The sequence below is a fragment of the Colwellia sp. BRX8-4 genome (assembly GCF_014077345.1).
In the GTDB taxonomy this organism is placed as follows: domain Bacteria; phylum Pseudomonadota; class Gammaproteobacteria; order Enterobacterales; family Alteromonadaceae; genus Colwellia_A.
This window is the reverse complement of sequence record NZ_JACGVS010000028.1, coordinates 1-12,777: the sequence shown is the minus strand read 5'-3', so window position 1 is coordinate 12,777 and position 12,777 is coordinate 1. Positions and strand designations below refer to the sequence as shown.

Genomic DNA, 12,777 nt, shown 5'->3' with positions numbered 1-12,777 from the left:
AAATAGTGCTAAGCAAAAAAAACCAGTGAACGATCACTGGTTTTTATTACTCAATGTAAAGTTAATTACAGTGCTTTAAATATTTTTTCAACAGAGTCTTTAGCATCACCAAATAACATCTGAGTATTTTCTTTAAAGAATAATGGGTTTTGAACCCCAGCATAACCGGTACTCATTGAACGTTTAAAGACAATGACTTGTTTAGCATTCCATACTTCTAGCACTGGCATACCGGCAATAGGGCTGGTTGGATCTTCTGCAGCTGCAGGATTTACCGTGTCATTTGCCCCAATCACCAAAACAACATCGGTTGTAGGGAAGTCATCATTAATTTCATCCATACTAAAAACAATATCATATGGAACTTTTGCTTCCGCTAATAAAACATTCATATGTCCAGGCAAGCGCCCTGCAACCGGATGAATAGCAAAACGCACATCGATCCCTTTCGCTTTTAACGCTTGAGTCATTTCATAAACAGGATATTGAGCTTGCGCTACAGCCATACCATAACCTGGCGTAATAATAACGGATTTAGCTCCGCGCAACAGATCAGCAACAGCCTCGGCATTTATTTCAATGTGATCGCCATAATCAGTATCGTTATCAATAACAACATCGGTACCAAAACCTCCAGCAATAACACTAATAAAAGAACGATTCATCGCCTTACACATAATGTATGACAGTATTGCCCCTGATGACCCCACCAAAGCGCCGGTTACAATTAACAAATCGTTGTTAAGCATAAAACCTGCGGCTGCGGCTGCCCATCCAGAATATGAATTGAGCATAGAGACAACAACAGGCATATCAGCACCGCCAATTGAAGCGACTAAATGCCAACCAAAGACAAGTGCAATAAAGGTCATCATGTATAGTGGATTAATAGCGCCATCACTTTGAACAAAGCTAATAAGTAAAACTAAAGTAACAATACCTGCTACTAAATTTAACTTATGGCGATGTGGCAACATCAATGCTGAAGAGCTAATAACACCGCGTAATTTAGCAAAAGCGACAATTGAACCGGTAAAGGTTACCGCGCCAATAAAAACACCTAAGAATACTTCAACTAAATGAATGTTGGTCTCCATTTGTTGGGTGTCGGTTAGGTTAAACGCTAAAGAGTGGTCCATTTCAAAATAACTGTTAAAGCCAACAAGTACCGCCGCTAGGCCAACAAAACTATGTAAAATAGCGACCAACTCTGGCATCTGCGTCATTTCAACTTTTTTGGCTAAATGTAAACCAATAAAAGCGCCAACTGACATGGTAATAAATATCACTAAAACATTATCGACACGTGGGTCGGCAATGGTTGCGATTAAAGCAACGGCCATACCCGTGATGCCATACCAATTACCTGTTTCAGCCGTTTCTTGCTTACTTAACCCTGAAAGACTAAAAATAAATAATAATGCAGCAACAATATAAGCTGCGCTAATTAACCCTTGAGAAAATTCCATCAATGCGCCCCTTATCTTCTAAACATTTTTAACATACGTTTGGTCACTACAAAGCCACCAACAATATTTATTGTGGCAATGAGCACCGCAATCCCCGCAAGTATTTGTATCAATATATTGTCTTGCCCTATTTGTAACAAAGCGCCAACAATAATAATGCCCGAAATGGCATTAGTAACACTCATTAAAGGCGTATGCAGCGAATGACTGACATTCCACACCACGTTGTAACCAATAACACAAGAAAGCACAAAAACAGTGAAATGAGAGAGAAAATCCGCGGGAGCAACACTGGCCACCCAAGCAAACAATAACGCGCCTATTGCCATAAACAGATGCTTTTTAGTTTGTGATGCGGGTTCTTCTTTCACATCGACTGCTTTAATTTTTACTGGAGCAGGTTTAGTGGGTGCCGCACTGACTTGAATTGGTGGTGGCGGAAAGGTAATTTCATCATGATTAACGACGGTCATATTTCGAACCACTTGATCTTCAAAATCAACCGTAATGGTACCGTCTTTATTTGGACACACTAATTTAGTTAAATTAACCAAATTATTTGAATAGAGCTGTGATGCTTGATTGGGTAAACGAGAAACTAAATCTGTGTAACCAATAATTTTAACACCACCAACATTAGCAACTTTACCCGGAACGGTTAAGGCACAATTACCACCACCCGCGGCCGCTAAATCAACAATAATTGAACCGGGTTTCATTGAATGAACCATGGCTTCTGTAATTAACTTAGGCGCTGGTTTGCCCGGGATCATCGCTGTGGTAATAATAATATCAACATCTTTGGCTTGTTCTGCAAAGAGTGCCATTTCAGCATCAATGAATGCTTTACTCATTTCTTTTGCATAACCATCGCCTGATCCCGTATCTTCGGGTTCTTCGTAGTCAAGCTCAAGAAACTCTGCGCCCATACTTTCAATTTGTTCCTTTACTTCGGGGCGCGTATCAAAAGCGCGAACCACAGCGCCTAAACTTCCAGCGGTACCAATAGCAGCAAGACCTGCAACCCCCGCACCAATGATCATTACTTTTGCAGGAGGCATTTTACCCGCAGCTGTAATTTGTCCTGTTAAGAAGCGTCCAAAAAGATGGGTTGCTTCAATAACAGCGCGATAGCCGGCAATATTTGCCATTGAACTTAGTGCATCCATTGACTGAGAGCGAGTCATACGTGGCACCATTTCCATGGCAAAGGTCGTAATTGATTTTTCGCGTAAGGCTTCGAGTAACTCTGGACTTTGCGCTGGTGCAATAAAACTGACTAAATGTGCGCCATCTTTCATTTGTGCAACTTCATCAAGTGAAGGTGCATTTACTTTAAAAATAATATCTGACTGCCAGCATATTTTTTTAGTGACTAATGAAGCTTCTGCGTCGGCAAACTCTTCATCAGTAAAACTGGCTTTTGTGCCAGCTCCTTTTTGTACTTGGACACTAAAGCCAAGCTTAAGTAGAGCAACTACCGAGCTTGGCGATGCTGCTACTCGGTTTTCCCCTGTTAGTGTTTCTTTAGGTATTCCAATATTCATAAGCCACCTTTTTTAAAAGGTCGCAACTTCAACGTAAATTAAGATAAAGCTGCAACATATTACTTTTCTTATGGGTTTTATAATTAATGTTTTACCATCAATTGAATGAATTTCATACACCTAAAAATAATAACGGCTATTTTCATAATAAATATAGCCAGCTCCCCCTGAACTAACTTTTTATCCGTCAAGGGGATGTTCGAAGAGGAGAATAAGGTAAAACTACGGAATAATTAATTTAACATCGCCAAATTTTGCTTAGTAACTTGCTCTTTTTTAACATACTGAAACCATTGTTTAGCTGTTTTAGCCGAACTTTTAATTTTTTTAGCTTGTTCAAAGGCAGATAAAGATTCGCCAAATTTTTGCAGATTAAATTCCGCCATACCTTTGGCTAAATACATATTACCTAGACTAACTTCTGAAGCTAAGTCACCACGACTTAGTGCTTCATTAGCTGAATTAATAGCAAGTTGCCATTTTTCTAAGTTTAAATAAGCTTGTGCTAAAGCAGCATCAAACTTACCTGTTTCAGAAATTTCTGCTGCTTTAATTAATACCGGAATTGATTTTTCATCATCTTTTGCCGCTATGTATGCATTAGCCAGCATCTCTAAATATTTTTCTTGGGCGATAACTTGACCACTGTCTATTGCTTCAGCGAGTAGGTTTGCCGCTTTAATTGGCACGTTATGAAAGCGATACAGCTGCACTAAGGTGATAATGTCAGTTGACTGAGTCACATAGCCCGCTTGCCAAGCGCTTTCCATCACCGCAAGCTGCTTATCTTCTTGGCCAATTTCACCATACATTGCTGAAAGCTGTAACCAATATTTAGGTTTATTGTAATAACGAACCAGATTTTCTATCACAGCGGTTACTTCAATTGGCTGCTTTAATTCAAAGTAATTTGCACGTTGTAAAATCAACCAATTTTCTTTAGGATTTTCATTGGCTGCGATACTTTGTTCAATAGCCTGTGAAACATAGTGCAGAGACTGCTGATATTGTTTATTTTGATAATGAACTTGGGCAAATAAGACTTGTTGAGTATCGGTAATGGCTTTGTCGTTAGTTGCTTGCCACAAAACTAAAAACTTTAAAGATTGTGGAAAGTTTTGCATTTGCATTGATAATTGCGCTAAAGAGTAAAGTGTCGACAGCCTTAATGTTTCAGGGATCGCCTTTTCATCGATAACTTTTTCAAAGCTATCAATGGCTGAAGCGACATCGTCATTACCGTAATACATAAAGCCATAAAAATTCCATAACATCGCACGTTCGTAACTGTTTAAACTATCAATGCGGTCTTGCACTTCATCAAGTACATCAAAGCCCTCTAAACCGTTACCCTCATCAGCAAGTTTTTGTGCTCTTGCCAATTGCGTATAAACACGGTTACGCATCGCGGGTACTTTCACTGAGGTTGTTTCTTTACCCAACTGTGCTGATGATTGCGCATTTGCAATACTGCCACCCATATTTTGGTTAAGTATTACCGGAGCGCTAAAGAGAAGCGCGATTGAAAGGCAAGATAGCGCTTTTCTTTTTAATGTTGTCATTTTAGTCATCCCCGACTCCTTAACCTTCTATTTGGAAAGAAATTTTATTCTGCACGCCAGCAACTTCCATAGCGACACCATCAACTACCCGTGGTTTGTACTTAAATTTTAATGCTGCCGCCATTGCCGCTTGATCAAAAATACCTTCAGGTTTAGCTTCAACAACTATAGCGTCCCGTACTGAACCATTTTTAGTGACAATAAATTCAACAATAACATACCCTTCAATGCCACGAGATTGAGCACGACGTGGGTAAATAGGTGAGACTTTCACTATGGGCAAATAGTCGCCATCACCGCCACTTAAACTTAATCCCCCAGCTAAACTTAAATCGGTTTGAATATCAGCACCAAACCCGCTAGCAGTGCTTAATGCATTGGGATTAGCTTGCTGCATTTGTGGTTGCTGCATTTGCGGTGGAGGTGCTTTAGGTGCTGGTGGTTTTTGCGGTTTACGTTCTTTTTTTGTAAGTTGCTGCTCTTTTTTCAATCTAATAAAATCGAGTACATTACCGCGAGGCGCTTCAGTTAAGGCATTATTACCACCAGAAATAAGCGCTTGCATCCCCCATAAAAGAAAGAAAGTCATCACCACAGCAAGTAATAAACCTATGCTGTAACGGGCAGGAGTGTTCATCACTGTTGCCATGACTTAGCCCTCTTGAGCAGCAATTGAAACATCAAAAACACCCGCTGAACGAGCAGCATCCATCACTTTAATTAACGTATCAGTTGTCGATGCTTTATCGGCTTGAATAACAACAGTACCCTGTGGGTTTTCTGCCTTTAAGCGCTCAATATTGGCTTGTACGGCTCGAATATCAATACGACGCTTATTGATCCAAATATCGCCTTTATCACTAATTGCAACTAAGATATTGGCTCGTTCCTTTTTAACGGCAGTAGCCGCTTCTGGTCGATTCACTTCAATACCCGCTTCTTTAACAAACGAGGCGGTAACAATAAAAAATATCAATAAAATGAAGACCACGTCTAACATAGGCGTCATGTTAATTTCTTCGGCTTCTTCTTGTTCTTGTAAAATATTTGATAGTTGAGAACGCATAGCGTTACTCCTTAATTAAACTGCTAATTATTGGTGAGCCATCGGAAGACTGTCTTCCATTTGCTCAGTTCTACGTTTCGTTTTACGCTGTAACCATGTCACCATAAATACACCAGACAAAGAGCCGACCATGCCAGCCATTGTTGGAATAGTCGCGCGCGAAACGCCTGAAGCCATTGACCGTGCATTACCACTGCCCGAAATTGCCATAACGTCAAACACTTCAATCATACCGGTTACCGTGCCCATCAAACCAAGCAGTGGACACAAGACAACTAAACATTGAATTAAGGTAACGTTAGTTTTAAGCATTTCAGTGGCTCTTGATATATGAGCAATTCTTATATGCTGGGCATTCCACGAATGTCGTTCTGGGCGTTTAAACCAACTTTTAATGATGTTTTCTTTCACCGTTTTATAACTGTGCAAGTAAAAAAATAATCGTTCAAAAATAAGTAACCACATTAAACAAATAACCGCGGCGATAACGCTTAACACTAGCCCCCCCGTATCCAAAAATTCTTGGATACGATTCATCATTTCGATGAAGAGGATCATGGTTTATGCTCCTTGCTTTGATGTCAGCGGTTTTTCAGAGCTTTCTGAGCGTTCAGCTAAAATCCCTGCACTTTGTTGTTGTAAAATATTAATAATACCGCGACTTCGGGTGTTGAGCAGTGTAGAAATAAAGACCATGGGAATAGCAACAACTAAGCCCAGTACCGTTGTTACTAACGCTTGAGAAATACCACCTGCCATTAGTTTAGGGTCACCTGTGCCAAATAAGGTAATCGCTTGAAAGGTATTGATCATCCCTGTAACTGTGCCTAACAAACCAATTAAAGGCGCAACTACTGAAATGATTTTGATGAAAGTGAGCCTAGTTGTTAATACAGGGACTTCTTTTAAAATACTTTCAGAGAGCTTTAACTCTAAGGTTTCAACGTTATCAAGGGGATTTTTATCTTGGACTAACATAACCCGACCCAGTGGATTGTCATTTGATGCTTGATCGCTCTTTAATTGACGATTGACTTTACTGCCAATGAAAAAGAGTGTGATAAAACGTTCAATCGCAATCAGTAAACCAATGAGACCAATCGCTAAAATAACATAACCAACCGCACCACCTTGTTCAACGCGTTCTTGTAAGTCAGGTGCTTGTACTAATAATCCTAGGATTGAACCACCTGTTGGGTCTAAAGCAAAAGGAACGACTTGATTAGTGCTTGAAGTGAGTGCATTAGCACTTGATAAATAACGACTCGATGGTTGTCTCATTAATTGTGCAACAGAAGCTGTTTCATCAATATATTCAAGATACTTTCCTTGTGAAACTAGATTAAAACCACCAACACGCACCACATCTGCTTGGCTTTTCTCACCGTTTGCTAACACAATTTCTCGGCTAAATTTATGTACTTTTCCACTTTGTGTCATTTCACGTTGTAATTCAAACCACAAACGTTCAATTTCTTCAATCGAGGCTAATTTTGATGAGGAGCCCATACTTTGCGCAAACTCATCAAGAAACTGACCTCGACCAGGAATTTGTGCCGAAATAACAGAAGTTTGAAATTTACTGCGCGTATCACCAGCGACTTGTTGTAATACACCAAACAATTCTTTTAATTCACCCATACGCTTATTGAGCGCATCGGTATTATTACCTAAGGTTACATCGTTATCTTGAAAGTTTTTTTCAAGTTGTGTACTTAAGTTAATCGCTTGATCTCGCTGCTGTCTTGCTTGGTTTAATAATTGGGTTTGTTGGCTTTTTTTCGCATTGAACTCTGCTTCTCTATCTTGATTTTGCTTACTTTGTGCAATTTTTCCTTGCGCTAATTGTGACAGTAAGTCATCTAAACTCGTTGCTTGTTGCGCGATGGCATTGCCACTGAATACTGAAACAGCTGACAAAGTTATTGCCGATATTAATAGAAGTAATTTTTTCATGGGTTATTCCTTATTCGGCCGAGTTTTGCGTTACGGGGACAATAATTAAATCGGGGGCAAGTTGTTTACGAGCAATGCGTAAACCTTTATTAATATCTAAACGATATTGCGCTGAAAGAGGCTGCCATGATTTAGAAGCGTTATCCCACAAACCTAACTTTTGACCATCACGTGTTTGATACACTAGACTTACGCGGCCAATTCTGAGGAAATCAACATTTTGCTCACTACCGTCAATATCAATTAAGCCAGAATACGCCTCTATTGTTCGACCATAATCAACTTCAATTTGATAAGCGGCGAGTACTCGGCGAAACTTTTCAGAAATAGCAACATCAGCGCGTTCCATCATACTGTGTAAATCAGCAATACGTTTATTACGCTCGGTTGTTAAAAATTGCACATCCAAGGTAATAAAGTTTGCTAAGGTTTCAATCATACGCGCCATTAACGGTGAAACTTGTCGTTCTATAATACTCACTTGTTCCATTGACACGGCTATTTGGTCAAGCTCTTTCAATTGGTTCGCCACTTGGGTTTTCATTTGCTGGTTATAAACAGTTAAGCCATCAATTTCCTTGTTAATGGTTTTAAAATGTTGTGACTTCGTTTGTATTTGCTCGTTAATAGCATTAACGCGCTGTTGAGACTGACTGGCCGATTGGTTGATTTCTTTACCAGCATCAACGACTTGGCTGAGCTGTTTATCATTATCCGCTAGTGTGGGTGTTGCATCGCTAATTAAGCTAGTTGTGCTTAAGCTCAGTAATAAACAAGCTTGTGCAATTTTCGAAAGAGTCATAAAAACCTTTTGCCTTTGTTTGAGCTAATCAGATCTTATTTGATTACCCCTAAAATTAATGTCGATAATATTAATGGCTAAATATGACAATTAAGTTTCAGGAATATTGCCGATTTATTAAATGACAAGGTTGTGACATTTTTCTTACTGTGGAAATTCAGATTGATATTAATAATTTATCTTGAGGGAATGCGGAGGAGTCATTAAAATTAAAATCGTGTCAATAAATCAGAATTTTATCATTGCACACGATGCTTGAGTTAATGACTGCTTCAAGATAATAGCTGGCGTTGGTACTTGTCATTTAAACGACAACCTTGCGCGAGCAGCGGACGATTAAGCAGGCAAGCGTACGGTTATTATTACCTCAACTGGGGTCATTAACTCTTGTTGGTTAAAGTTGATTCGATTCAGGTTTTGCATCGCTATTTTGTCGCACTTCAACCTTGATACTAAGTAATTGTTACTTTAAAAATTACTCTACATTATCTTTAGCATCGACAATAGCTTGAATAAGATAGTTTGGCTGATTCGTTCCTAACCTAATAAATGAACCTCCCTTTAGTTCAATTTCTATACCTAAAAGCCCCGAAACATTATAAATCCAACCAGTTCCAAATGAGTGTATACCGAATCCCATCCATATTGGATTTTTCACATTATTGCAGTTCGCAATCTCTTCCAGTGCTATTTGTTTTTTAAATACTCCCGGACCAAAATACCAACTGACTTCACTTTCATTAACTTCAATTGTCATAGAGCTAAATATAATAGCAACTATAGTTAGCACACCGAAAATAATCCCTAGAGCTTCCGATGGTAAAAATTTATACCCATCATTTATTCCTAGTATTGCAGCCGCTAAAATAAATATAGCGGTGAATGTAACAATTCCCCATTGCTTGTGCTTATATGCTTGGTAACACCCATCACGCCAGACAAGAGTAGCGGCATCTACTTCAAAAACAGATGCTAGTGACATGATTGTTTCGGATGAACAACTTCCGCGAGACTCCAACCTTTGAATAGTCCTTAAGCCAAGCCCACTTACTTTTGATAAATGCTCTTGCGACCAGAGTCTTTCCGTTCTGTATTTTCTAATAAGTGATGATTTTACTTTCATATCCATAATTCATAACCTCAGTTAAATAGAGGAATGAAACTACCCTAATATTATCAATTTCTGTTACGCCACTTCACCGTCAATACCCCGCCTACTTCACTATCTAACTGATAATTAGTAATAATCGAATATTGAGTGGTGTATCTGACATAACGCTCCATTAAGCCGGTAAAAAGGGTTGGCTATAATCGCGAAGCGATAGCCAACTGTTATTATCCGTTTAAGCAACTTGTTATTTGCAGCCATATCCGTATTAAACACCATAGAGCAAAGCTCGTTATTTAATTTTATAAAGTCTAAACCTTTCAGCTACCAATAAACCACTGACATTATCAGCTTGATCCCGATGGAATACAAACGGGTTCATTTCAGATTAAACATTAATAAATGTCACCTTATTGGAAGGTATTAGTCGTGAAAACAGCGCTTCATGTTTTTCTTTAACTTTAGGCAGCCCATCAATAATTTTGACCTCCACAATGAAGCCACCAGTTATCAGTTTCTACTCTCCTATAAAGCCCTTGAGATTGTTCATAAATAAAGTTAACGGTTCTATGCTCTTTCGTGAGTGAAAGCCCATTTTATAATATTTGGAGATAGCGATCATAATTTTTTGATTAATTTGCCGCGCATTATCACCATTACTCATTACTACCATCCCTTCGCCTCTATTCACGAAGGCTTTAAATTCATTAGTAAAACCAAGGTTTTTTCCAGAATGAGAAAAAACAAGTTGATTGTTAACTTCACTCATCGCCGGCCCTAGCCCCCAATTTCCTTGATGCTTACTGAACATAGCTGTTACTGTCGATTTATTTACTATTCCGTCATTCTTTCCTGCCATTATTGCTTGCATATGAATAGCATAAATCGCTAAGTCTGACGGGGTAGTCCATAATCCCGCTGCGGCCTTCTCTGCGTAGTCATTGTATATTGCTGGATACATTTCACCATTAGAGTCATAAGCTGCACTGGTATGTTGTTTTAATTTTTTGGGTAACACATGTTGAAAGGTACTATTGAACATGCCCATAGGTTTAAGAATTTAATTGTCAGCATATTCAGAAAATGGCATTCCTGTGACATCTTCTACTATTTTTTGCATTATAGTATAGCCACCACCTGAATACCGCCATTTACTTCCCGGCGCTTCATTGACCTCAACTTTATCGGTATTTCCTTTACCACTTAGCACATCAGTTGTACTTGGTATTTCACTACCTGTTGCATATCCGGGAAAGCCGTGAACACTAATACCGCCAGTGTGGGTAAGAAGGTGACGTAAAGTAACAGGATTTTCTTTAGTTAATAAGTCTCCCTTAACCTTCCAGCCTTTTAGATATTGATTAACATCAACATCAAGATCTAACTCTCCTTGTTTAACCAATTTTAGCGCAGCAAGGGCTGCAACGGGTTTACTAATTGAACCCGCTTGAAATAAAGTATTAGAGTCTACTTTCCTTGTGCCATTAGCAATACCGTAACCTTTTGACCAATCAATTTTTCCTTTATGAATTACCGCAATACTAAGGCCTGGTACATTTAACTGCTTCATAAGATTTACGATTGAATCACTCGAGTCGGTTTTGCCGTTAATCTTTATATTACTTTTTAAATTATTCTCAATGATCTCAATGGATTCACTGCTCGCATAAACTGCACTTGTAAATATTAATAGAGTGAGTGAAATAAGCGAAGAAAAGATAAAATCGGTGGTTTTAGTTTTATATTTCAATGATAGTTCCTTTATTAAATAATATTATGTATTGTAAAAACAATTCCATTTTAGCTACTCTGAATGAAGGTTTTTTTCAACTCATTCATCCGACTAGTTTCCCCGCGAGCCTCATGCCGAGAACAACCAAGTAAAACAATAAAAAATTAATTATCAATACGATAAACATCAGGTAATAAACATAGACTTCGTCATATTACTTAGGCTTAAACCTGCATATAACGCTTTGCTAAGCGGCTAAAATGGCTGGCTATAATACCGAAGGGCGAGCATAGCCAGCTGCTTGTCCGTTTAAGCAGCTGGCTATATTTTATTTTACACTTATCTCATTTATTTTTAGGACTTTTTTAAAAGCTGAAAAAATAGCTTCAAAATATTGATGTTTTAAATAATCTTTAGCAATGTAGGCGTGACCATCGTAACCATACTTGATAATCAAATTGCTAGGTATCCCTTGCCTACCTTCGGCAAAGTACACTTCGGTAATCTCTGAAAATTTAAGCTCGATGACTTTTAAAGAATCACCCAACTCAGTAAAAATCATAGATTTAACATTAATAGTAATTACACGTTTATGACCATGTAATCTAAAATATGTTTTAATACCGCAATCAAGCCACCCATAATAACTTGTTTGTTTTTTCAACAATAAACTACACTTAATTTACCCTCTTATAAGTGTGGTGATTGTTATGCCCAAGCCTCGTTCACAACAAATTAGTTTATCTGATACGCCGTATTATCATATTTGCAGTCAAACCGTTCGAAAAGCCTTTTTATGTGGTATTGATTACCGCAATCAAGCCACCCATAATAACTTGTTTATTTTTCCAACAATAAACTACACTTAATTCACCTCTTATAAGTGTGGTGATTGTTATGCCTAAGCCTCGTTCACAACAAATTAGTTTATCTGATACGCCGTATTATCATATTTGCAGTCAAACCGTTCGCAAAGCCTTTTTATGTGGTATTGATAAAGAAACAGGTGTCAGTTATGAGCACAGGCGTCATTGGATTGAACAACGTATTTTTACATTATCTCAGGTCTTTGCTATTGATATTTGTGCTCACGCTGTCATGAATAATCACTTACATTTAGTCCTTCATGTTGATAGTGAAAAAGCTAACAACTGGACGACGCTCGAGGTACTGTTCCGTTGGCATAAGTTGTTCAAAGGCACCCTATTAACCCGTCAATATCAGCAAGAGCAATCATTAACGACATTCGAAATGGAAATGGTTGAAGAAACAGCACAAGTCTATAAACAGCGCTTAATCGATATCAGTTGGTATATGCGGGCATTAAACGAGCCTATTGCTCGACAAGCCAATAAAGAAGATAAATGCACAGGACACTTTTGGGAAGGACGCTTTAAATCACAAGCCCTGCTCGATGAAGGGGCATTACTTGCTTGTATGGCTTATGTAGATTTAAATCCAGTGCGTGCGGGCATTGCTCCAACACCTGAGCAATCGAATTTTACCAGTATTCAACTGCGTATCAAAGCAGCCAT

Annotated in this window: 12 protein-coding genes and 1 pseudogene; 2 read left to right on the top strand and 11 right to left on the bottom strand. The window is 38.6% G+C overall.

Annotation, left to right across the window (positions count from 1 at the left end):
- Positions 1-65 precede the first annotated feature (65 nt).
- The 11 genes and pseudogenes from pntB to H4J56_RS17335 all read right to left on the bottom strand — a co-directional run bounded on the left by pntB (position 66) and on the right by H4J56_RS17335 (position 11,909).
- On the bottom strand, positions 66-1,469 hold the full coding sequence (gene pntB / locus H4J56_RS17390) for a Re/Si-specific NAD(P)(+) transhydrogenase subunit beta (protein WP_182217430.1): 1,404 nt from the start codon (positions 1,467-1,469) through the stop codon (positions 66-68).
- 11 nt (positions 1,470-1,480) lie between these two features.
- Positions 1,481-3,016, bottom strand: coding sequence for a Re/Si-specific NAD(P)(+) transhydrogenase subunit alpha (locus H4J56_RS17385; protein ID WP_182217428.1), 1,536 nt, complete (start codon positions 3,014-3,016; stop codon positions 1,481-1,483).
- 233 nt (positions 3,017-3,249) lie between these two features.
- Positions 3,250-4,587: a lipopolysaccharide assembly protein LapB gene (locus H4J56_RS17380; protein ID WP_182217426.1), complete on the bottom strand. Its 1,338-nt coding sequence runs from the start codon at positions 4,585-4,587 to the stop codon at positions 3,250-3,252.
- 10 nt (positions 4,588-4,597) lie between these two features.
- Entirely contained in the window at positions 4,598-5,215 is a 618-nt protein-coding gene (locus H4J56_RS17375) for an energy transducer TonB (RefSeq protein ID WP_070377222.1), read from the bottom strand.
- Positions 5,216-5,230: 15 nt separating this feature from the next.
- Complete coding sequence (locus H4J56_RS17370) at positions 5,231-5,644, bottom strand: biopolymer transporter ExbD (protein WP_070376341.1); 414 nt, start codon at positions 5,642-5,644, stop codon at positions 5,231-5,233.
- A 27-nt stretch (positions 5,645-5,671) separates the two neighbouring features.
- Positions 5,672-6,202, bottom strand: a complete 531-nt coding sequence (locus H4J56_RS17365) for a MotA/TolQ/ExbB proton channel family protein (protein WP_070376340.1) — start codon at positions 6,200-6,202, stop codon at positions 5,672-5,674.
- A gap of 3 nt (positions 6,203-6,205) precedes the next feature.
- Positions 6,206-7,600, bottom strand: coding sequence for a MotA/TolQ/ExbB proton channel family protein (locus tag H4J56_RS17360; RefSeq protein WP_182217424.1), 1,395 nt, complete (start codon positions 7,598-7,600; stop codon positions 6,206-6,208).
- A 10-nt stretch (positions 7,601-7,610) separates the two neighbouring features.
- Positions 7,611-8,402 carry a DUF3450 domain-containing protein gene (locus tag H4J56_RS17355; RefSeq protein WP_182217422.1) on the bottom strand — a complete coding sequence of 264 codons (792 nt, stop codon included), beginning with the start codon at positions 8,400-8,402 and terminating at the stop codon, positions 7,611-7,613.
- Between the two features lie 475 nt (positions 8,403-8,877).
- Positions 8,878-9,531, bottom strand: coding sequence for a helix-turn-helix domain-containing protein (locus H4J56_RS17350; protein WP_182217420.1), 654 nt, complete (start codon positions 9,529-9,531; stop codon positions 8,878-8,880).
- A gap of 496 nt (positions 9,532-10,027) precedes the next feature.
- A pseudogene (locus H4J56_RS19820) lies at positions 10,028-11,080 on the bottom strand (serine hydrolase domain-containing protein).
- 490 nt (positions 11,081-11,570) lie between these two features.
- Positions 11,571-11,909: a hypothetical protein gene (locus tag H4J56_RS17335; protein WP_182259662.1), complete on the bottom strand. Its 339-nt coding sequence runs from the start codon at positions 11,907-11,909 to the stop codon at positions 11,571-11,573.
- A gap of 43 nt (positions 11,910-11,952) precedes the next feature.
- Here H4J56_RS17335 and H4J56_RS17330 point away from each other — a divergent pair, with 43 nt between their 5' ends.
- Both H4J56_RS17330 and H4J56_RS17325 read left to right on the top strand, forming a co-directional pair.
- A complete protein-coding gene (locus tag H4J56_RS17330; RefSeq protein WP_182244839.1) occupies positions 11,953-12,111 on the top strand; it encodes a hypothetical protein in 159 nt (52 codons plus the stop codon).
- Between the two features lie 28 nt (positions 12,112-12,139).
- A partial coding sequence (locus H4J56_RS17325; RefSeq protein ID WP_182259661.1) for a transposase occupies positions 12,140-12,777 on the top strand: 638 nt, incomplete at its 3' end.